Raw genomic sequence first — 20,658 nt, 5'->3', positions numbered from 1 at the left:
GTTTCGGGGCAGTAGCGCCTCGCGCAGGGGCTAGCCCTGCGCGCCGTAGACCGGAACCGGAGTGCGCGCCCTACCGAGCAGGTCGGTGACCACGGGGCCCAATTCATTTGGTTCCCAACGAGCTCCCTTGTCCACCTGCGGGCCGTGGGCCCAGCCTTCGGCGACGCGAATGATGCCCGCTTCGACCTCGAACACCTTGCCGGTGACCTCGCGAGACTCCGGGCTGCCCAGCCACACCACCAGCGGCGAGACGTTCTCCGGAGCCATCGCGTCGAACGCGCCATCCTCGGGCTTGGCCATGGTCTCGGCGAAGACCGCCTCGGTCATCCGAGTGCGCGCGGCCGGAGCGATGGCATTGACGGTGATGCCGTAGCGGCCCATCTCGGCGGCGGCCTGCAGGGTCAAGGTAGCGATACCAGCCTTGGCTGCGGCGTAGTTCCCTTGTCCGACACTGCCTTGCAACCCGGCGGCCGAGCTGGTGTTGATGACGCGGGCGTCCACCCCGTTGCCTGCCTTAAACTCGTCACGCCAATAGGCGGCGGCATGCCGCAATGGCGCAAAGTGCCCCTTGAGGTGCACGCGGATCACCGCGTCCCACTCCTCCTCGCTCATGTTGGCGAGCATCCGGTCGCGCAAGAAGCCCGCGTTGTTGACCAGAACATCCAGACGGCCAAAGGAATTGACCGCGGTGTCGATCAAGTTCTTGGCACCGTGCCAGTCGGCGACATCATCACCATTGGTGACGGCCTCGCCGCCGGCGGCCTTGATCTCCTCGACGACTTCCTGGGCCGGACTGGTGCCTGCCGATCCATCCAGGCCCACGCCGATGTCGTTGACGACCACGCGTGCGCCCTCGGCGGCGAACGCCAGCGCGTGCGCACGACCGATACCCCGGCCTGCGCCGGTGATGATGACGACCCGACCGTCGAGCAAACCTGGCATGTTCTATTCCTTTTCGCCGTTCTCATTGCTATTGACATTGGCGGCGCCGAGGAACGCCGGACGCTCCCCTCCGCCGTGAACCGTGAGGACCGAACCGGTCACATAGGAAGACAAGGGTGAGGCAAGAAACGCTGCGGTCCAACCGATCTCGTCTGGATTGGCAAGACGGCCCAGTGGAACCGTCGCACCGACCGACGCGATCCCGTCTTCGTCGCCATAGTGCATCTCCGAGAGCTCGGTGCGGATCATCCCGGCGGCCAGGGCGTTCACCCGTACCTTGGGCGCCCATTCCACCGCCAGACTCCGAGTCAGACTCTCCAGGCCTGCCTTGGCCGCGCCGTAGGCGGCCGTGCCCGGGGAGGGACGGCTTGCGCTCACGCTGGTGATGTTGACGATGGTGCCGCCATCGTCCTGCCGCTGCATCACGGTATTGGCGCGCTGCGAGACGAGCAGGGCAGAGAGCAGGTTCAGCTCGATGATCTTGCGGTGAAAGTTGTGGCTCCCATCAGCGGCCAGCGCGAAGGGTGCCCCGCCGGCGTTATTCACGACAGCATCCAGGCGCCCGTGCCCGGACACGATGGCGTCGATGAGCGCGTCCACCGACTCCTCGTCACGGATATCGCAGGAATGGAATTCGTAAGGGGTCTCGCCGGGGCGGCGTGCGCAGGTGATCACCGTCGCACCGAGCTCGTCGAACACCCGGCTGATCCCGGCGCCGACGCCGCGGACACCCCCGGTGACCAGCACGACACGGCCCGCCAGGCCGAGTTCGTAAGGGGTTCGCACGTCGCTCCTTGCTGTATTCCTACTGTTTGTCCTGCGCTTTCGAGCCATGGTAGCGTACCAAGCAAGTGCTTGTTTCGGTACCTTGAGGAGTCTCATGGGCATCATCACCGCGACGGTTGAACCGGGCATCGTCACCGTCACCGTCGACTACCCGAAGGTCAACGCCATCCCCTCGCGCGGATGGTTTGAGCTGGCCGACGCCATCTTGGCGGCGGGCAACGACCCGTCCACCCACGTGGTGATCCTGCGGGCCGAGGGCCGCGGGTTCAACGCGGGCGCCGACATCAAAGAGATGCAGGCCACCCAGGCCGAGGGGAAGGGCTACGCCGCGTTGATCGACACCAACCGCGGGTGTTTCGAGGCCTTCAGCGCGGTATATCGCTGCAAGGTGCCCGTCATCGCCGCCGTCAACGGCTTCTGCCTCGGCGGTGGAATCGGCTTGGTGGGCAACGCTGACGTGATCGTCGCCTCCGACGATGCGGTGTTCAGCGTGCCCGAGGTAGACCGCGGCGCGCTCGGCACCGCCACTCATCTGCAGCGGCTGGTCCCCCAGCATGTAATGCGCCGGATGTTCTATACCGCAGCAAAGATCGACGCGAAGACCTTGCACCACTACGGATCCATCCACGAGGTGGTGCCGCGCGCGGAGCTCGACGAAGCCGCGCTCCGCGTCGCACGTGACATCGCGGCCAAGGACACCCGCGTGATCCGGGCCGCCAAGGAAGCGATCAACTTCATCGACCCGCAGGACGTCGAGTCGAGCTACCGCATGGAACAGGGTTTCACATTCGAGCTCAATCTCGCGGGTGTCGCCGACGAACACCGTGACGCATTCGTCGAGACCGGAAAGCCGAAAGGGCAGTAGAAAATATGAGCGACAAACGATCTTCACTCGACGAGGTCGTCGGCGAGCTGCGTAGCGGCATGACCATCGGCCTCGGTGGCTGGGGTTCACGCCGCAAGCCGATGGCCTTCGTGCGTGCGATTCTGCGCTCGGATATCAAGGATTTGACGGTCGTGACCTACGGCGGACCAGATCTGGGCCTGTTGTGTTCTGCGGGCAAGGTGAAGAAGGCCTACTACGGCTTCGTCTCCCTGGATTCACCGCCGTTCTATGACCCATGGTTCGCCAAGGCGCGCACCACGGGTGCGATCGAGTCCCGCGAGATGGATGAGGGCATGGTCAAGTGCGGACTGGAGGCCGCCGCCGCCCGCCTGCCGTTCCTACCCATCCGGGCGGGGCTGGGCTCCGACGTCATGAACTTCTGGGGCGACGAGCTCAAGACCGTCACGTCGCCGTACGCGGATAACGAGACCCTGGTCGCGATGCCCGCGCTGAACCTGGATGCCGCATTCGTGCACCTGAACCTCGGTGATGTCACCGGGAACGCCGCCTACACCGGCGTCGACCCGTACTTTGACGATCTCTACTGCCTGGCCGCCGAGCGCCGCTATCTTTCGGTGGAGAAGATCGTCTCCACCGAGGAGCTGGTGAAAGCCGTTCCTCTGCAGTCTCTTCTGCTTAACCGCATGATGGTCGACAAGGTGGTCGAGGCACCCGGTGGCGCGCATTTCACCATTGGTGCCGCCGATTACGGCCGTGACGAGAAGTTCCAGCGGCACTATGCCGAAGCCGCCGGCGATCCGGAGACCTGGCAGAAGTTCGTCGACACATACCTGTCCGGTTCCGAAGAGGACTACCAGGCAGCCGTCAAGCGCTTCGGCGATGAGCAGCTTGCGCGAAGAGCAGAAAATCGCGATGAGCAGCTTGCGCGAAGAGCAGAAAATGGAGGGCAGAAGTCATGACAATCTCCCGCGCCGAGGTATGCGCCGTCGCATGCGCCGAGTTGTTCAGGGACGCAGGCGAGATCATGGCCTCCGCGATGTCGACGATGTCCACCGTCGGGGCCCGGCTTGCCCGCCTGACCTTCTCCCCCGACCTGGTGCTCTCGGATGGCGAGGCCGTCCTGATGGCCGAGACACCGGCGATTGGCGGCACCTCTCCGATCGAGGGATGGATGCCCTTCCGCAAGGTGTTCGATGTGGTGGCCTCCGGACGTCGCCATGTTGTCATGGGCGCCAACCAGATTGACCGCTACGGCAATCAGAACCTCTCGGCGTTCGGTCCGCTGCAACAACCCACCCGGCAGATGTTCGGTGTGCGCGGCGCTCCGGGAAACACCATCAACCACGCCACCTCGTACTGGGTGGGTAACCACTCGACGCGCGTCTTCGGCAACTCCGTCGACATCGTGTCCGGCGTCGGATATGACAGGGCGGACCCCGCGAACCCCGCCTTCAAGTACCTCAACGTGTTCCGGGTGATCTCGAACCTGGGCGTGTTCGACTTCAACGGCCCCAACCACGAGATGCAAGCACTGACCCTGCACCCCGGAGTCTCGGCCGAGGACGTCGCATCCAACACCAGCTTCGAGGTGCACGGTCTGGCCGACGCCGGCCAGACCCGGTTGCCCACCGAGGAAGAGTTGCGGATCATCCGTGAGGTGATTGATCCGAAGTCGTTTCGGGACAAAGAGATCAAGCAGTGAGCGCTTCGGAGCCGCAGGGCCGGCGACATTCAATTCCGGTCCTCAGGACACCGCTGACCGAGCTGTTCGGCATCGACCATCCCGTCGTGCAGACGGGCATGGGCTGGGTGGCGGGACCGCGCCTGGTTGCCGCCACCTCCAACGCCGGCGGTCTGGGCATTCTCGCCTCAGCGACCATGACGCTGGAGGAACTGGTCGCAGCGGTCGCGAAGACGAAGTCGCTGACCGATAAGCCGTTCGGTGTGAACATTCGCGCCGACGCCGGTGACGCCACGGAGCGCATCGATCTGCTTATCCGCGAGAAGGTCAAGGTCGCCTCGTTTGCGCTGGCACCCAAGCAGGATCTGATCGCGAAGCTGAAAGACAATGGCGTGGTGGTGGTTCCGTCCATTGGGGCGGCCAAGCATGCCAAGAAGGTCGCGGCCTGGGGCGCCGACGCGGTGATCGTGCAGGGCGGCGAGGGCGGTGGACACACCGGTCCGGTCGCGACAACCCTGTTACTCCCCTCGGTGCTCGACGCCGTCAAAGACACCGCAATGCCGGTCATCGCCGCCGGTGGATTCTTCGACGGGCGTGGCCTCGCGGCAGCGCTGTCCTATGGCGCGGCCGGTGTGGCCATGGGCACCCGGTTCCTGCTGACCTCCGATAGCACCGTGCCGGATGCGGTCAAGCAGCGCTACCTGGCCTCGGCTCTCGACGGCACCGTGGTGTCGACCCGTGTCGACGGCATGCCGCACCGGGTGTTGCGTACCGAGCTGGTTGAGAAGCTCGAAAGTGGTTCGCGGGTGCGCGGTTTCAGCGCAGCAATCCTGAATGCGGCCAAATTCAAGAAGATGTCGGGCATGACTTGGCGGTCCATGGTCAAGGACGGCCTGGCGATGCGCCACGGCAAGGAACTCACCTGGTCTCAGGTGCTCATGGCGGCGAACACTCCGATGCTACTGAAAGCCGGCCTTGTCGAAGGGAACACCGGTGCCGGTGTTCTCGCCTCTGGTCAGGTCGCGGGCATCCTCGAAGACCTGCCAAGCTGCCAGGAGCTGATCGACACGATCGTCACCGACGCCGTCACTCACCTCAAGGCAGCGAACGCCACCATCATCTAGGCATTCTCCTCCAGCAAATTCACGCTATTCAGACAGCGGATTCACAGGCTGGAAGAGAATCCTGGAGACATGAGACACCGAACGTTCACCTTCTCGACAGCTGCCTGTTGTTTGGCGGCGGGCGCGGCCATCGTGCTCGCCCCCCTCGCAGCCGCCGATAACGACCAGCCATCCGGCCCTAACCACGGTATTCACACCCCAAAACAGGGCTCCATGGAACTGCCCACCGAGCGCGGTCGCGGCCACGTGTTACGACAAGACCAATCCGTGGGTGGCGCAGATCCCGGAGTGCCGTACGGAACCGATCCGTATGTCCCCGACCATGCAACCGATATCGGCGGGGCTGACCCGTCGACCCCACTCGGCACCGATCCGGATGTGCCATACGGGACCTGGGCTCAGAACTAATCGCCCGGCAGAGCAGGACCCGGTAAGGGCGGAGGGGCCTGCTCCGGGATCCCCGAGTCGGATGGCTGCGACCGGATGAACTCCGCAGGCCCCGGGGCATCGAACATGCCCGTGTTGTCCCGCTTGCTCAACCAATCCCAGGCCTGGCCCATCCACATCGGGTCCTGCGGCAGGTCAGACATCTGCGGATTGAAGGGCAAACTGCCGCCCGGCAATCCAGGAATGCTGCACACCTCCGGTGGACACGGCTCGGCAGATGCGGGGGCGCCGCTCGCGATGACGCCCAACGCCATCGCGGCCGCGCCGATCAGGATTCCAGCACGCATTCCCTGAGGCTACGCCTCGGATGCTCGACGGCGAGAACGATCAGAGGCGCTCGATGATGGTGACGTTGGCAGTGCCGCCGCCCTCACACATCGTCTGCAGGCCGTACCTGCCTCCGGTGCGCTCCAGCTCATTGAGCATGGTGGCGAACAGCTTGGCGCCGGTGGCCCCCAAGGGATGACCCAGGGCGATAGCGCCGCCGTTGGGATTGACCTTCTTCAGATCGACATCCAGCTCCTTGGCCCATGCCAATACCACGGGGGCGAAGGCCTCGTTGATCTCGACGACGTCGATATCGTCCATCGTCAGACCAGTCTTCTCCAGCGCGTACTTAGTGGCGGGGATGGGGCCGGTCAGCATGAACACCGGGTCATCACCGCGGGCGCTGATGTGATGGATGCGGGCACGCGGCTTGAGGCCGTGCGCCTTCACCGCGCCTTCCGAGGCGACCAGGGTGGCGCTGCCGCCGTCGGAGATCTGGCTGGCCAGTGCGGCGGTGAGGCGCCCACCCTCGACCAGCGTCTTGAGCCCCGCCAGCTTCTCCAGCGTGCTCTCGCGCGGCCCCTCGTCGACCCGGAAGTCGCCGACCGGGATGATCTCATTGTCGAAGTGTCCGTTGCGAATAGCGGCAAATGCCCGCTCATGGCTGGCGAGTGCGAACTGCTCCATCTCCTCGCGGCTGATATCCCACTTCTCTGCGATCATCTCGGCACCGCGGAACTGGGAGATTTCCTGGTCGCCGTAGCGGTGCAGCCAGCCCTCGGATTCGGCCGTGGGCGACGTGAATCCGTACTCTTTGCCGACAAGCATCGCCGCCGAGATCGGGATCTGGCTCATGTTCTGGAAACCACCGGCCACGACCAGGTCGGCGGTACCGGACATAACAGCCTGCGCGGCAAAGGAAATGGCCTGCTGACTGGATCCACACTGGCGGTCAACGGTGCAGCCTGGCACCTCCTCCGGGTATCCACCCGCCAGCCACGCCAGACGTCCGGCATTGCCGGCCTGCCCGCCGATGGCATCCAGCACACCCATGATCACGTCGTCGATGGCGTCAGGGTCGACATCGACACGGCCGAAGAGTCCCTTGAAGGTCGCTGCACCCAGATCCAGCGGGTGCACCGTGGACAGCGATCCGTTGCGCTTACCGACGGCGGTACGCACAGCGTCGATGATGTACGCCTCAGGCATGGTGAATCTCCTTATGTTTATTCGGGTGACTGAACGGCGTTGTTCGTGGTGATCCCGCCGAGGACTATCGAGAGGTACTGTTCGGCGACTTCCTGCGCCGTGCGTGAGCCACCGGGGCGGAACCAGCGCACCGACACCCAGGTCGCGTCGCGGATGAACCGGTACACCACGGCCACATCGAGATCCGAACGGAAGTAACCCTGGGCAATGCCGTCGCGCAGCACTTCCAGCCACAGCTCGCGCTGCTCGGTATTGAGCTCGTTCAGATAGGCGAACCGCTCCTGAGACAGCAGTCGGGGAGCCTCCGCCTGATAGATGGCGACCTGCGCATGTTTGGATTCGATCGCGTCGAACGAGGCCAGAAACAGCCCCTTGAGCGTGTCAACAGGGTTCAGGTTGGCCGCCGCAATTTCGCGGTACCGCGCGAAGAGTCCCTCGAGGAAGTCGCGCAGTAGCTCGTCGACGATCGCTTCTTTGGAGTCGAAGTGGTGATAGAGGCTGCCGGACAGGATTCCCGCCGCATCGGCGATATCACGAACCGTGGTGGCACGCAGACCACGTTCGGCGAACATGGCGGCCGCAAGGCTCAGCAGCTCATCACGCCGAGAGGGCTGCGATGAGCCACTTGCGCGAAGAGCATCCGGCTCTCGCATTTCTGCCACGTTGTCCACCTCCCCACTGTATCAACCAAGCGCTTGTTTGGTCACCGTTGAGTGCACTTCATGGCGCACGTCACGCCCGCTGGCTGGACACCGAGATGACCTCGCCGGTCAGATAGCTTGAGTAATCGCTGGCCAGGAAGGCAATGGTGGAGGCGATCTCCCATGGTTCGGCGGCACGACCGAATGCCTCGTCGGAGGAGAGCTTGTCCAGTAGATCCGAGGAGGTCACCTTGTCGAGGAATTTATGCCGGGCAATGCTCGGGGCAACGGCGTTGATGCGCACCCCGTGCTCGACGGCCTCGATGGCACTGCATCGGGTGAGCGCCATGACGCCGGCCTTCGCCGCGGCGTAGTGCGACTGTCCGTACTGGGCGCGCCAGCCCAGCACGCTCGCGTTGTTGACGATGACGCCGCCGTGTCCGGCCTCACGGAAGTACCGCAGGGCTGCACGGGTTGCGCGGAAGGTAGAGGTCAGGGTGACGTCGAGCACCCGGTCCCACTGCTCGTCGGTCATGTCGGCGACGGGAGTCTCACCACCGAGCCCCGCATTGTTCACCAGCACGTCGATACGGCCCAGGGCTGCAACGGATTCGGTGACCAATGCATCCACAGCTGCGGTGGAAGTGACATCACAGACCACCGCAGCCACCTTGCCCAGCCCGAGCGCCGCGAGCTCGTCACGGGTCTCGGTGAGGCGACGCTCGTGGTAGTCGGAGACGACGACGTCGGCCCCCTCGGCCAGAGCACGGCGCGCAGTGGAGGATCCAATACCGGTGCCCGCCGCGGCGGTGACGACAACCGCCTTGCCCTTCAGAAGTCCGTGCCCGGCAATCTCTTCCGGTGCCTGCGACAAGCTCACTGGCGCGCCTCTCTGGGTAGACCGAGCACCCGCTCGGAGATGATGTTGCGTTGAATCTCGTTGGAACCGCCATAGATGGTGTCGGCGCGAGAGAAGAGGAACAACCGCTGCCATTCGTCCATCTCGCCGTCATCTGTCAACAGGGTCGACTTTCCGATGATCTCCATCGCAAGTTCACCCAGATCGCGATGCCAGTTGGCCCACAACAGCTTTGACACGTTGTCCTGCCCGGGGCGCTCCTCGTCCATGGTGGACAGCGCATAGGCACGCATCGTGCGAAGCCCTACATAGGCCTGAGCAAGGCGCTCCCGGATCGCCGGATCGTTCGCCGAGCCGTTGGACTTGGCGAGCCCGGCCAGCCGGGAAAGTTCACGGGCATAGGTGATCTGGTTACCCAGTGTCGAGACACCGCGTTCGAAGGTCAGGGTGCCCATGGCTACCCCCCAACCATCGCCGGGCTCTCCGACCACTAGATCGGCGGCGGTGCGCGCATTGTCGAAAAACACCTCGTTGAACTCCGAGGTGCTGGTCAGCTGGATGATCGGCCGAATCTCGACCCCCGGCTGATCAAGGGGTACAAGCAGATACGACAGGCCATGATGACGTCCGGGCCGCTGGCCTGATGTCGCCGACTCGTCGGCTCCGGTACGGGCGATCACGAAGCACCACTGCGACTGCAGGGCCAGGGAGGTCCACACCTTCTGCCCGTTGATCACCCACTCGTCACCGTCGAGCACCGCGGTAGTGGATACATTCGCCAGGTCCGACCCCGCGCCAGGTTCCGAATAGCCCTGACACCACAGCTCCGTGACGTCACGGATGGCCGGAAGGAAGCGCTGCTGCTGCTCGGGGGTGCCATAGGCGATGAGCGTCGGACCGAGGAGCTCCTCGCCCAGGTGGTTCACCTTGTGCGGCGCCTCGGCCCGCGCGTACTCCTCGTAGAAGATGACGCGCTGACTCACGGTGGCTCCGCGTCCCCCGTGCTCGACGGGCCAGCCCAGGCAGGTCCAGCCCGCGGCGGCCAGGTGGCGGTTCCAGGCGAGGCGCTCTTCGAAGGCTTCATGCTCGCTGCCGGGGCCACCAAGACCCTTCAGCTCGGCAAACTCACCGACAAGGTTTTCGGCCAGCCATTCCCGGATCTCGGCACGCACTTCATCGTCTGGTCTTCGCGCGAGCGACTCATCCCCATCATCGGAGATCTCCGATAACGGACGCTCGGAAGCCGCTTGGAACTCACCCACACCTGTAGGCTAACCTACCAAGCACTTGCTTGTTATTGGAAGGTGGGTCGGACGCGTATGGAGTCGGCGCAGCAGACACCCGAGCTCACCATTCCGGCCGCGTTAGACCAGGCAGCAGCTCGTTTTGGTGATCGCGATGCCCTCTATGCCGGGCCTGACGGTCTTCACGCAGGCGGTTCACCCGGCGGTTCGTGGCTGTCCTTTTCCGAACTTCGCATTCGCGCCCGGCGCTTCGCCGCCGCACTGATCGCGCTCGGCATCAAGCACGGAGACCGGGTGGCCATCTGGTCTCCCAACTCGTGGCACTGGCCCATCGCCTGCCTGGGCGCGCAGTACGCCGGAGCCGCCGTCGTCCCGATGAACACCCGCTACACAGTCGACGAGGCGACGGACATCTTGCAGCGCAGCGAGGCTCGCGTGCTGGTGTCGGTCGGAGTCTTCCTCGGCTCGGATCGAATCACCCAACTGGACATCGCGAGTCTCCCTGACCTGGCTCACATCGTGCGCGTCGCGGTGGAAGCCGGTGACCACGCCAATTGGGACGAATTCGTCGCACACGGAGATGACGTGACCGACGAGGACATCGACAAGCGCAAGTCCATGGTGAGCTCCGAAGACATCAGCGACATCCTTTTCACCTCCGGCACCACCGGGCGCAGCAAGGGCGTGCTGTGTATGCACCGCCAACCGCTGGCGGCCTCCCTGGCGTGGGCCACCTATGGCGAGTTCACGGAGAACGACCGGTATCTGTGCGTCAACCCGTTCTTTCACAACTTCGGATACAAGGCGGGCATCCTGGCCTGTCTGCAGACCGGCGCGGCGCTCATGCCACAGCTGACCTTCGACCCCGAAAAAGCGATGGCCGCAGTCCAGGAACACAAGATCACCGTGCTGCCCGGCGCGCCCACCATCTTCCAAATGTTGCTCGACCATCCCGCCCGCAAGAACTATGACCTGACCTCGCTGCGGTATTCCGTAACAGGTGCGGCCGTCGTCCCGGTGGTGCTCATCGAACGCATGCAGTCCGAACTGGATTTCGATCTGGTGCTTACCGCATACGGCCTCACCGAGACTCAAGGCTTCGCCACAATCTGCCGTTCCGATGACGACGCGCTCACTGTCGCGACCACCTGTGGGCGTCCGATGATCGGCTATGAGCTGCGGATCGACGGCGCGCAGCAGCCGGGCGATGAGGGCGAAGTACTACTGCGCAGTGCCAACGTGATGAAGGGTTACCTCGACGATCCGCAGGCCACCGCCGAGGCCATCGACTCCGAGGGCTGGTTGCACACCGGCGATATCGGGAAGCTCGACGACCGCGGAAATCTCACCATCACCGATCGTCTCAAGGACATGTACATCTGCGGCGGGTTCAACGTGTACCCCGCCGAGATCGAACAAGTGCTGATGCGCCTGGATGGTGTGGCCGACGCCGCCGTGATCGGAGTTCCCGACGCGCGGCTCGGTGAGGTCGGGAAGGCTTACATCGTATTGCGCGACGGCGCCGACCTCGACTCGCAGGCCGTAATCGACTACTGCGCACAGCATGTGGCGAACTTCAAGAAACCGCGGTTCGTCGAGTTTCTCGATGGGCTTCCCCGCAACCTGGGCGGCAAGGTGGTCAAACCCACTCTGCGCGCCATGCACGAGGAGACTGCGTAATGGACCTATTGCTCGACGACGAAACCGAGGCCTTCCGGGCGGAGGTGCGCGAATTCCTGGCCGCCAACACCCCGAATCCGCCGCTGCCCTCCTATGACTCACCTGAAGGTGCTGTGCTGCACCGCAAGTGGGAGCGGACCCTCTACGACGCGGGATTCTCCGCAGTGTCCTGGCCGAAGGAGTACGGCGGCCGAGATGTCACCCTGCTGCAGTGGGTGATTTTCGAGGAGGAGTATTTCAAGGCAGGCGCCCCCGCGCGCATCAGCCAGAACGGCATGTTCTTGCTTGGGCCGACGCTGTTCGCGCATGGCAGCAAGGACCAGCTGGATCGCATTCTCCCGAAGATGGCCAACGGCGAGGAGATCTGGGCCCAGGCTTGGTCCGAGCCGGAATCGGGTAGCGACCTGGCCTCGCTACGCTCCCCCGCCCGCAAAGTGGACGGCGGCTGGCGCCTGTCCGGGCAGAAAATCTGGAGCTCACGAGCACCCTTCGCGGACAGGGCATTCGGATTGTTTCGCTCCGACCCGGAGGCCCAGCGTCACCAGGGATTGACCTACTTCATGTTCGACCTCAAGGCCGACGGCGTCACAGTGCGCCCCATCCCGCAGCTTGACGGTGACGCCGGCTTCGCGGAGATCTTCCTGGACGACGTGTTCGTTCCCGACGAGGACGTCATCGGTGCGGTACATGACGGGTGGCGCGTGGCCATGAGCACGTCGAGCAATGAGCGCGGCATGTCACTGCGCAGTCCCGGCCGCTTCCTGGCCACCGCGGACCGGTTGGTGGAACTATGGAAATCGGTCCCGGATAACGGTTTCGCGGCCGAGCGTGTTGCCGATGCCTGGATCGCCGCGCAGGCCTACCGACTGCACACCTTCGGCACCGTGACCCGGCTGTCCGCTGGCGGCGAGCTCGGTGCCGAATCCTCCATCACCAAGGTCTTCTGGTCAGAGCTGGATGTCGCCCTCCACGAGACGGCGATCGACCTGCGCGGCGCCGACGGCGAGCTCCCCGAGCTTGGTGACTCGGACTGGACCGCGGGGTACCTGTTCTCCCTCGGCGGACCGATCTATGCAGGCACCAACGAGATTCAGCGCAACATCATCGCCGAGCGGATCCTGGGCCTCCCCAGGGAGAGCGCTCGCACGGGAGGTACCAAGTGAGGTTCGATCTGGACACTCAACAGCGGGATTTCGCAGCCAGCATCGACGCCGCCCTGATGGCCGCTGATGTTCCCGCCGCGGCCCGCGCATGGGCAACCGGTAACCACGAGCCCGGCCTCGCCGTGTGGTCAACGCTTTCCGATCTCGGTGTTACGGCCCTTGCGGTTTCCGAAAAGTACGACGGCATCGGCGCGCATCCGGTCGATCTGGTTGTCGCACTGGAAGGTTTAGGCAAGTGGGCGGTGCCCGGACCGGTCGTCGAGTCCCTGGCGGTGGCACCGGTTCTGCTCGCCGAGGATGAAAACGGAGCTGAGCGGTCCGCACAACTGGCCTCCGGAGAACTCATCGTCACGGTAGCCGCACCTCCCATCACGCCGCGTGCGCTCGACGCGGACATTGCGGGGCTGGTGCTCATCGCCGACGACATCGGGTTCCGCGAGGCACAGGTCGGCACACAGCACGAATCAATCGACGCCACCCGCCGGGTGTTCGATGTAACACCGATGGGCGGTGGCGTCTCCCTCGACACCAGCCGCGCCATTGACTTTGGCGTGCTTGCGATTTCGGCGCAGTTGGTCGGTGCCGGTCAGGCCCTGCTGGACCGCGCGGTGGAGTACGCCAAGCAACGTTCCCAGTTCGGGCGCCCGATCGGCTCCTACCAGGCCATCAAGCACAAACTTGCCGATGTCCACATCGCACTGGAACTGGCCCGCCCGCTGGTGTACGGCGCGGCGTTGTCCTTGGCCGAGGACTCTCCCAATGCCGCACGCGATCTGAGCGCCGCGAAGGTCGCTGCCGGCAAGGCCGCTTACCTTGCCGCGCGCTCCTCCTTGCAGACCCACGGCGCTATCGGCTTCACCGCCGAATACGACCTGTCATTGTGGATCCTCAAGGTGCGGGCACTGACCTCGGCGTGGGGCACGGCAGAGTGGCACCGCGCACGAGTTTTGGAGGCACTGTGAGCCGTTCCACGAACGCCGAGCGGCAACTGCTGCGCGACACCGTCCGCTCGCTGGTCACCAAACGGGCCGACTCTGCCGCCGTCCGCGCCGCGATGGATTCCGAACGCGGCTACGACGAGAACCTGTGGACCGTCCTGTGCGAACAGGTGGGTGCCGCCGCGTTATTGGTTCCGGAGGAATTAGGCGGTGCCGGTGGCGAGCTCGCGGATGCGGCCGTCGTCGTGGAGGAGCTCGGCCGTGGGCTGGTACCCAGTCCACTGATGGGCACCTTGTGGGCGGAGCTCGCCCTCCTCGCGGCCGGGTACGACGGTGAGCTGTTGGAATCGTTGGCCTCCGGTGAGTCGATCGGCGCGGTGGCCTTCGACCCCGGATACGTCGTCAACGGAGCTAACGCGGACGTAGTACTCACCCTGCAAGGCGATGAAGTACATCGAGTGGAGAACGCCACCGCTGCTCCGTTATCCACGATGGATCCCACCCGCCGGCTGGCCGCGGTCGCGGTGAGCGGCGGCCAACCGATCGGCAATGCCCCAGGGCTGATCGACAAGGCCGGGCTCCTGCTGGCGGCCGAGCAGGTGGGCGCAGCGGCGCGCGCTCTGGAACTCACCGTCGAGTACACCAAGACGCGCGTGCAGTTCGGACGCGCGATAGGCAGCTTCCAGGCTCTCAAACACCGGATGGCCGACCTGTACGTGCTGGTCGAGTCGGCTCGCGCGACCGTTTACCAAGCCATCGAAGATCTCACTACCGAGGCCGCTATCGTGGCGAGAATCAAAGCCAGCGAGGCGCTCTCGATCGTGGCCGGTGAATCGATCCAGTTGCACGGCGGAATCGCCATCACGTGGGAACACGATGCCCATCTGTACTTCAAACGTGCACATGGCAGTGCACTGTTGCTGGGTACACCGCGCGAACTGCTCCCAAGCTTGGAGAGTGCTGCCGGACTGTAGAAGTCAGGCAGCCGCCGCCAGCACAGGAGCGCTACACGCCGGCGATTCCGGTGAGAAATCCCGGCGCCGTGAAGATGGCACGATCCCCGGTGCCGTCGAGGTTGACGGCACGGATCGCCCCGGACAAGTCTCCGACGTATACGAGACCTGCATCCTTGTCCAGGGCCAGCCCTATTGCTTCGCGATACCCCTGCGACATCACGGTGATATCCCCGCCGGGCTCACCCGCCACCGGAATTTCCGCTCTGTTCAACGTATTTCCCAAGGGAGGCGCGCCGCGATCGGTCCAATACAGCATGCCATCGGCCACATCGATCTCAATATCGATCGGTTCCGGCAAGTCCGACCACAAGACTTCGATGTCGCGACTATGAGGTGATCCGTCGAGTGATGTGCGGAAGATTCGCCCCAGGCCTCCCTTGGGCGGCCCCTTCTGCGTCCAATACAGGTGGCCATTCACTTCATCCACCGCGACACCTACGCACTGGTTCAGCAGATCCCGTCGGCCGGTAGCAGTGGTAGCAACAACCACCTCGTCGCGCAGGTCGGTGCCATCCACCCGGGCGCTCCTGATCGCCGCGCCTTCCCTGTCCGACCAGTAGAGCCGCCGCATTTCCCATGCTCCGGCCAGCTGCTTTCCTGTGACGAACGAACCCTCCGGCAGGATTTCGGTGCGCCCGCTGCCATCCAGCTCGGCGCGCTCGAGCGATCCATTCTGGCGGTAGAAATTCAGATCGGCATCGGATGTCAGTGGACGCCTTTCGGGCAGACTGGGCTTCCCCATGTTCGTCCAATACACGTACCTGTGCGCCGGGTCTACGCAGATACCGTCGGGGCCCGAATCCAGACCGCTCACCAAGACGGTCGACGAACCATCGCTGATCCGTACCTTGAGCATCTCGTGGCCCATCGGATATAACGCCAGCAGATACTCGAACGCCATTGCTTCCTCTCGCGCCCTCATTAAGGGGGCAATCTCGGCTCGACCGTATCCGCCCGGCAGGTGCGTGACTATTGTCTTCTCGGCAAGAGTCGAGAAGACTCTGAAATAGACTGCGGCGGAATGTAATTAACACGAGCTCGAGTATTTATACCGCCATTTGCCCGCAGGCAATACGATCGGACCCATGAGCAACAGCCTCACCACCGATCCGTCACGACTTCCCGCCTACCGGCTCGCCGCCGTGCTCCTCGGTGTCGGCGTGGTGCATTTCGTCGCGCCCAAACCCTTCGACGCCATCGTCCCGACCGAACTGCCTGGTGAGGCCCGTTTCTACACGTATGCCTCGGGTGTTGCCGAGCTCGGAACCGGGGCGCTTTTGCTCGCGCCGAAGACTCGCAGACTCGGCGGCACGATCGCGGCGCTGCTGTTCATCGCCGTCTTCCCGGCCAACATCAATATGGTGCGGCTGTGGTGGAACAAGCCGCTGCCGCTGAAGCTCGGCGCGATCGCCCGGTTGCCGTTGCAGATTCCGATGATCACCGAGGCACTCAAGGTCCGGCGCACGGCGTAGCGGTGTTTTAAGTCGTGTCTAGTCGTGGATGGTCGCGTTTCCTTTGCGTTGGAGATCGACCAGCCCGGCCCGGAAGGTTTCCATGAATTCGGGCGGGGGCCCTACCCAATCCATGACCTCGCCAACGATGCGTACGGGCTCCCGGGTGCGGTACGAGTGGGTCGGATTCCCCGGAAACTTCTTGTCCGTCACGTTCGGGTCGTCTTCCAGGCTGCCCTCGGGCTCCACGATATAGACATGGCCCCTGCCGTCGCCTTTGGCCATCATGGCCGCCAACCCCGCACCGACCAATGTCCTCGTCACGTAGACGTGGTTCATGATGCGGCCCTCCTCGTAGTTCGACAGATGCCCGGGCATCAGCAGGTCGCCTATCTCGAGGTCGGCCTTGGTGCCGTGGAAGTACGCACCCGACTCGTGCGCCTCGAAGAAGTCCGGCACCGTCATATCCAGCTCCCATCGGTGGAAAATTCGTGGTCGCAGGATTGTGCGCCACGTTGGGGGGCTTGCCGCAAGCCCCCCAACGTGTCATATTTTGAAAGGGGAGAAGCCAAAAGGTTGACCGGCACAACCACTCAGTGGTCGGGTTGATCCATGCCGCTACAGATATCCGACCGAGAACGCGAAGCGCTCGCGCAGGTCACTACGTTCCCGCTGTTGGCAGCGATCACCGGGCGCAGGTCGCGGCGATTCCCCCTCGGCGGACGCATCCCCGACGGTCCGCTTGCGTACACCAGCAGTCATCCCGTCACCCCCATATCGGAAGTAGAACGGGCACTGATTCTTTCGGTGGTCGGCGGCGTCACCGGATGGCACTACGGCATCACGCACCACCCGGGGTATGCCCCCGCATTTCCGAACTACTCCGGCAGCGCAACCGGTCGCACGTTTCCCTCGGCAGCGGGTTTTCACACCAGTCAGCTCTTCTTCACCGACGACACCGGGATATACCTGCTGCCCACCCGGGATGAACCTCCGCAGGACTTCGCGACCATCGAGGAATGGATCACCCATACCGCCGATTCGTATGTGCGGATCTCGGACACGCGGCTAGAGCTGCCGCGGGAAGAGCCCTATATGGAGGGGCACAACACCTGGATCGGCAACCACCCGGGCAGCCTGCTGGCCTTCCCGGTGGCCGATCTGGCCGAGCACCTGATCGCCAACCTGTCCTTCTTCGCCGCCAACGGCTACCTCGTTTACGACGATGTCAACAACCAGAGCATCCCCGGCACCGAAAAGTTCAGCGGTTTAAGAAATTACGACGACCCGATTCCGTTGTCCTTCGTCGAGCAGTACACGCTCACCGAGGCCAGCGCCGAACTGTCCACCGCCACCCACAACGGGGTGCTGCTGCTCCAAGGGCTGGGCTTGGGCGGCTGGATGTTCGACGGGCTCGACAGGCTGTCGGTACTCGGCGGATCCGGCGACCGGCGCGCCCCCGGCATCGGATTCCGTGCCGACAACGACGGCCGCTGGCCGTTCCCGAACGCCACCGGATTGCCCGGGTTCTTCGAAACCCTCAGTCCTCCCCATGTGCCGACGGTCGCGGCCGGGGTGCAGAAGTACATCGAGCGCAAGTACGGTCCGGGCGGACCCTTCCACCCGGATACGCCCGGGGCGTGGGCCGATTCACGCAAGGTGCGATCGGCTGCGTTACCCGCCGAGGCGATCCAAGAAATCGTCACCGTCGAGGCGTCGTACATCTACGACACCTTCGGTAAAATTCCCGGCACCGTCCCCACCGTGCACGTCCTGATGTACCTGCAGGCCCAAAACATCGATCTGGACTTCTATGACGAGCATTTCGGACCAGGCGCCTACCTGGCGACGCATGCCGAACACGCCAGCCGCTGGTACGCCTAGCGTGTTCGGCCACGGGCTTTAGTCCGCAGTCGTCGGGGAAAGCCTCGTGTTGTCGAACAAGAACGGATAGAGCACACCACCGATTAGACCGCCAATCAATGGAGCCACCCAGAACAGCCACAGTTGCCCCGGGGCCGCACCACCGTTGAAGAAGGCGACGGCGGTCGATCGAGCCGGGTTCACTGACGTATTGCTGATCGGAATCGAGATCAGGTGGATCAGCGTGAGGCACAAGCCGATCGCCAGCGGACCAAATCCCTTGGGAGCACCAACGTCGGTGGCGCCCAGGATCACCATGATGAACACCGCGGTGAGCACTATCTCGGTGACCAGCACGGCGGCGAGAGAATAGTGGTTGGGCGAGTGCTCACCGTAGCCGTTGGCCGCCATGTTCCCGGTAGCCTCGAAACCCGGCTTACCCCGGGCGATGTACCACAACGCGGTGCCGGCGAGCAGCCCGCCGAGCACCTGCGCCGCCCAGTAGCCCGGAAGCTCTTTGGCAGGAAGACGCCCACCAGCCACCGCGCCCAACGTGACCGCAGGGTTGAAATGCCCGCCCGAAATATGACCCACCGCGTAGGCCATCGTCACGACCGTTAGTCCAAAAGCCAGTGCCACACCGAGAAATCCGATGCCCAATTGGATCGCACCCGTATTACCTTCTCCTGCATCCGCGACGTTCTTGGCGGCGAAGATCGCACTGCCACAACCGCCTAAGACCAGCCAGAACGTGCCGAGTAACTCGGCCAATAATTTCGTACTCGTCTTGGTCACCATCAGATCCCTTCGTTCGGAAGAACTCGAGTGATCTTGATTACTACCAATGCTGGACCCAACCACACAGCCACATATCAGAAACGGTTACATCACGAAATCTGGTCTCGCTCAATAGCTCAAATTAGTTGACACTGGGTCGATGCGCAGGCGACAGCTCTTCAATCTCGGTACGGCGATAGCGAGCGGCATCATGCTGGCCTCGTGTGCCGACTTAGCCGGCGAACCCCACGATAATGGCGAGGTGAGCGACGGAAGCACCTGGCGCATGCCCGATGAGGGCGAACCACACCTGCGGACCTGGATGGCCTTCGGCGCCAGTGAAGAGATCTGGGGCCGAAGGCTCACTCGGCAGGTTCAGCAGAATCTCGCAGCGATCGCTCGGGCCATCGCACAGTTCGAGCCGGTCTCGATGCTGGTGCGACCGCACGAGACCGAGTTGGCCCGCCAATTGGCAGGACCCAACGTGGACTTGATTCCCGCGCCCTTGGACGATCTGTGGATCCGTGACAGTGGCCCGGTGTTCGTTCGTAACGACACCGGCAGAGCCGCTGTTGATTTCAACTTCAACGGCTGGGGCAACAAACAGAAGCACGACTCGGACGCCAAGGTCGCCACCGAAGTCGCCAAGCTCGCCGGAGTTCCTGCTCTGCACACCAATCTCGTCCTGGAGGGCGGCGGGATCGAAGTCGATGGTGAGGGCACCGCGATAGTCACCGAAAGCTGCGTTCTCAACAACAACCGCAACCGGGGACGCTCCAAAAAAGACGCCGAGGCGGAGCTACAGCGACTACTTGGTCTGCAAAAGATCATTTGGCTACCGGGTATCGCGGGCGTGGATATCACCGATGGGCACACCGATTTCTACGCGCGGTTCGCCGGGCCGGGTGTTGTCGTCGCTGGACTGGACGGCGACCCCGACTCATTCGACTACGACGTGACACGTAAACATCTCACGATCCTCGAAAGAGCAACGGATGCGGCCGGCCGCCCCCTGCGTGTGGAAGTGCTCGAAGCACCCGAGCAGGGGCGCAATGAATTCGAATCGGAAGACTTCGCTGCGGGTTACATCAACTTCTATGTGTGCAACGGCGGTGTCATCGCGCCCGAGTTCGGCGATCCCCGTGCCGATGCGGAAGCCAAATCCACTCTGGAACGTGTGTTTCCCGGCCGTCGAGTCGTGCAGCTCGATATCGACGGTATTGCCGCCGGCGGCGGTGGCATCCACTGCGCCACACAGCAGGAGCCTGCGAAATAAACTGTCCGTCAGACCAATACGTGCACTGCCGACTACGCGGATTTGCGAGCCGCAACCACATTGAACGTAGACGATAGCAACAGGGAGTCATCGCCAAAGCAGCTGTACATGTCCTGCTCGTAGGTCTTCGCCGGTAACAGGGCGTCCACACCTATCGACGTCTTGCACGTCCGGCCCTCATGCTTCTGCTGGATCTCGACATAGAACGTCGCCATGTCACTGCCCTTGTTGTACAGAGTGACACGAACTTGACTCTGCCAGCCTTGGCCGGTGACCTCCCCAATATGCACATTGAGGTCGTTCCGTAGCACCGTCTCAGTCTGATCCGCAGTCTTGCCCTGCTCAGGAGCCTTGCGCAATTCGCCGCTTGCGAACATCGCAACTCCCATGACAAGCGCTAGCGCGCACAAGACGGTACCCACTATCGCAACAACTTTGGCCTTCCTC

General features: G+C 63.6%; 23 protein-coding genes. 12 read left to right on the top strand and 11 right to left on the bottom strand.

Going from position 1 to position 20,658, the window contains the following annotated elements; genetic code table 11:
- Nucleotides 1-30 precede the first annotated feature (30 nt).
- Entirely contained in the window at nucleotides 31-942 is a 912-nt protein-coding gene (locus AC5Y5C_RS06795) for an SDR family oxidoreductase (protein WP_499970286.1), read from the bottom strand.
- Between the two features lie 3 nt (nucleotides 943-945).
- Nucleotides 946-1,728 carry an SDR family oxidoreductase gene (locus AC5Y5C_RS06790; RefSeq protein ID WP_499970284.1) on the bottom strand — a complete coding sequence of 261 codons (783 nt, stop codon included), beginning with the start codon at nucleotides 1,726-1,728 and terminating at the stop codon, nucleotides 946-948.
- 94 nt (nucleotides 1,729-1,822) lie between these two features.
- Here AC5Y5C_RS06790 and AC5Y5C_RS06785 point away from each other — a divergent pair, with 94 nt between their 5' ends.
- The 5 genes from AC5Y5C_RS06785 to AC5Y5C_RS06765 all read left to right on the top strand — a co-directional run bounded on the left by AC5Y5C_RS06785 (nucleotide 1,823) and on the right by AC5Y5C_RS06765 (nucleotide 5,788).
- The gene (locus tag AC5Y5C_RS06785; RefSeq protein WP_499970283.1) at nucleotides 1,823-2,593 is read left to right on the top strand and encodes an enoyl-CoA hydratase family protein; all 771 of its coding nucleotides are present in this window, start codon (nucleotides 1,823-1,825) and stop codon (nucleotides 2,591-2,593) included.
- Between the two features lie 5 nt (nucleotides 2,594-2,598).
- Nucleotides 2,599-3,534, top strand: a complete 936-nt coding sequence (locus tag AC5Y5C_RS06780) for a CoA transferase subunit A (protein WP_499970281.1) — start codon at nucleotides 2,599-2,601, stop codon at nucleotides 3,532-3,534.
- Nucleotides 3,531-4,277: a CoA-transferase subunit beta gene (locus AC5Y5C_RS06775; RefSeq protein WP_499970279.1), complete on the top strand. Its 747-nt coding sequence runs from the start codon at nucleotides 3,531-3,533 to the stop codon at nucleotides 4,275-4,277. Before AC5Y5C_RS06780 ends, AC5Y5C_RS06775 begins: the two co-directional genes overlap by 4 nt.
- Nucleotides 4,278-4,309: 32 nt before the next feature.
- Nucleotides 4,310-5,380: a (3aS,4S,5R,7aS)-5-hydroxy-7a-methyl-1-oxo-octahydro-1H-indene-4-carboxyl-CoA dehydrogenase gene (gene ipdC / locus AC5Y5C_RS06770; RefSeq protein WP_499970670.1), complete on the top strand. Its 1,071-nt coding sequence runs from the start codon at nucleotides 4,310-4,312 to the stop codon at nucleotides 5,378-5,380.
- Nucleotides 5,381-5,449: 69 nt separating this feature from the next.
- Nucleotides 5,450-5,788, top strand: coding sequence for a hypothetical protein (locus AC5Y5C_RS06765; protein ID WP_499970277.1), 339 nt, complete (start codon nucleotides 5,450-5,452; stop codon nucleotides 5,786-5,788).
- Here AC5Y5C_RS06765 and AC5Y5C_RS06760 read toward each other — a convergent pair.
- The 5 genes from AC5Y5C_RS06760 to AC5Y5C_RS06740 all read right to left on the bottom strand — a co-directional run bounded on the left by AC5Y5C_RS06760 (nucleotide 5,785) and on the right by AC5Y5C_RS06740 (nucleotide 10,023).
- On the bottom strand, nucleotides 5,785-6,114 hold the full coding sequence (locus tag AC5Y5C_RS06760) for a hypothetical protein (RefSeq protein ID WP_499970275.1): 330 nt from the start codon (nucleotides 6,112-6,114) through the stop codon (nucleotides 5,785-5,787). The genes AC5Y5C_RS06765 and AC5Y5C_RS06760 overlap by 4 nt on opposite strands.
- A gap of 40 nt (nucleotides 6,115-6,154) precedes the next feature.
- The gene (gene fadA6 / locus AC5Y5C_RS06755) at nucleotides 6,155-7,303 is read right to left on the bottom strand and encodes a steroid 3-ketoacyl-CoA thiolase FadA6 (protein WP_499970273.1); all 1,149 of its coding nucleotides are present in this window, start codon (nucleotides 7,301-7,303) and stop codon (nucleotides 6,155-6,157) included.
- 17 nt (nucleotides 7,304-7,320) lie between these two features.
- Entirely contained in the window at nucleotides 7,321-7,956 is a 636-nt protein-coding gene (locus AC5Y5C_RS06750; RefSeq protein WP_499970668.1) for a TetR/AcrR family transcriptional regulator, read from the bottom strand.
- A 79-nt stretch (nucleotides 7,957-8,035) separates the two neighbouring features.
- Nucleotides 8,036-8,824, bottom strand: coding sequence for a (5R,7aS)-5-hydroxy-7a-methyl-1-oxo-2,3,5,6,7,7a-hexahydro-1H-indene-carboxyl-CoA reductase (gene ipdF / locus AC5Y5C_RS06745; RefSeq protein ID WP_499970271.1), 789 nt, complete (start codon nucleotides 8,822-8,824; stop codon nucleotides 8,036-8,038).
- Nucleotides 8,821-10,023, bottom strand: coding sequence for an acyl-CoA dehydrogenase family protein (locus AC5Y5C_RS06740; RefSeq protein WP_499970666.1), 1,203 nt, complete (start codon nucleotides 10,021-10,023; stop codon nucleotides 8,821-8,823). Before AC5Y5C_RS06740 ends, ipdF begins: the two co-directional genes overlap by 4 nt.
- 99 nt (nucleotides 10,024-10,122) lie before the next feature.
- Here AC5Y5C_RS06740 and AC5Y5C_RS06735 point away from each other — a divergent pair, with 99 nt between their 5' ends.
- The 4 genes from AC5Y5C_RS06735 to ipdE2 are packed head-to-tail and all read left to right on the top strand — an operon-like array spanning nucleotide 10,123 to nucleotide 14,802.
- Complete coding sequence (locus AC5Y5C_RS06735; RefSeq protein ID WP_499970269.1) at nucleotides 10,123-11,727, top strand: FadD3 family acyl-CoA ligase; 1,605 nt, start codon at nucleotides 10,123-10,125, stop codon at nucleotides 11,725-11,727.
- The gene (locus AC5Y5C_RS06730) at nucleotides 11,727-12,890 is read left to right on the top strand and encodes an acyl-CoA dehydrogenase family protein (RefSeq protein ID WP_499970265.1); all 1,164 of its coding nucleotides are present in this window, start codon (nucleotides 11,727-11,729) and stop codon (nucleotides 12,888-12,890) included. Before AC5Y5C_RS06735 ends, AC5Y5C_RS06730 begins: the two co-directional genes overlap by 1 nt.
- Nucleotides 12,887-13,852, top strand: coding sequence for an acyl-CoA dehydrogenase family protein (locus AC5Y5C_RS06725; protein WP_499970262.1), 966 nt, complete (start codon nucleotides 12,887-12,889; stop codon nucleotides 13,850-13,852). The genes AC5Y5C_RS06730 and AC5Y5C_RS06725 overlap by 4 nt, the downstream gene beginning before the upstream one ends.
- A complete protein-coding gene (ipdE2, locus tag AC5Y5C_RS06720; RefSeq protein ID WP_499970258.1) occupies nucleotides 13,849-14,802 on the top strand; it encodes an acyl-CoA dehydrogenase IpdE2 in 954 nt (317 codons plus the stop codon). The genes AC5Y5C_RS06725 and ipdE2 overlap by 4 nt, the downstream gene beginning before the upstream one ends.
- Nucleotides 14,803-14,833: 31 nt before the next feature.
- On the opposite strand, the gene AC5Y5C_RS06715 is transcribed toward ipdE2, so the two are convergent.
- Nucleotides 14,834-15,766: a hypothetical protein gene (locus AC5Y5C_RS06715; RefSeq protein WP_499970255.1), complete on the bottom strand. Its 933-nt coding sequence runs from the start codon at nucleotides 15,764-15,766 to the stop codon at nucleotides 14,834-14,836.
- Between the two features lie 163 nt (nucleotides 15,767-15,929).
- Here AC5Y5C_RS06715 and AC5Y5C_RS06710 point away from each other — a divergent pair, with 163 nt between their 5' ends.
- Nucleotides 15,930-16,316 carry a DoxX family protein gene (locus AC5Y5C_RS06710; protein WP_499970253.1) on the top strand — a complete coding sequence of 129 codons (387 nt, stop codon included), beginning with the start codon at nucleotides 15,930-15,932 and terminating at the stop codon, nucleotides 16,314-16,316.
- 18 nt (nucleotides 16,317-16,334) lie between these two features.
- On the opposite strand, the gene arr is transcribed toward AC5Y5C_RS06710, so the two are convergent.
- Nucleotides 16,335-16,760, bottom strand: coding sequence for an NAD(+)--rifampin ADP-ribosyltransferase (gene arr, locus AC5Y5C_RS06705; protein WP_499970251.1), 426 nt, complete (start codon nucleotides 16,758-16,760; stop codon nucleotides 16,335-16,337).
- 147 nt (nucleotides 16,761-16,907) lie between these two features.
- Between arr and AC5Y5C_RS06700 the strand changes: the two genes are divergently transcribed.
- Entirely contained in the window at nucleotides 16,908-18,179 is a 1,272-nt protein-coding gene (locus AC5Y5C_RS06700; RefSeq protein ID WP_499970250.1) for a hypothetical protein, read from the top strand.
- Between the two features lie 18 nt (nucleotides 18,180-18,197).
- Here AC5Y5C_RS06700 and aqpZ read toward each other — a convergent pair whose 3' ends face one another.
- Nucleotides 18,198-18,953 (bottom strand): aquaporin Z, encoded by a 756-nt coding sequence (gene aqpZ / locus AC5Y5C_RS06695; protein WP_499970248.1) that lies wholly within the window; start codon nucleotides 18,951-18,953, stop codon nucleotides 18,198-18,200.
- A 142-nt stretch (nucleotides 18,954-19,095) separates the two neighbouring features.
- Here aqpZ and AC5Y5C_RS06690 point away from each other — a divergent pair, with 142 nt between their 5' ends.
- Nucleotides 19,096-20,211 carry an agmatine deiminase family protein gene (locus AC5Y5C_RS06690; protein ID WP_499970246.1) on the top strand — a complete coding sequence of 372 codons (1,116 nt, stop codon included), beginning with the start codon at nucleotides 19,096-19,098 and terminating at the stop codon, nucleotides 20,209-20,211.
- A gap of 32 nt (nucleotides 20,212-20,243) precedes the next feature.
- Here the strand turns inward: AC5Y5C_RS06690 and AC5Y5C_RS06685 are convergent, their stop codons facing one another.
- Complete coding sequence (locus AC5Y5C_RS06685) at nucleotides 20,244-20,588, bottom strand: hypothetical protein (RefSeq protein ID WP_499970244.1); 345 nt, start codon at nucleotides 20,586-20,588, stop codon at nucleotides 20,244-20,246.
- Nucleotides 20,589-20,658: the final 70 nt, after the last annotated feature.

This window comes from Mycobacterium sp. NGS15, from assembly GCF_059813245.1.
The sequence above is the reverse complement of the archived record's forward strand: the minus strand, read 5'-3'. Positions and strand labels throughout refer to the sequence as shown.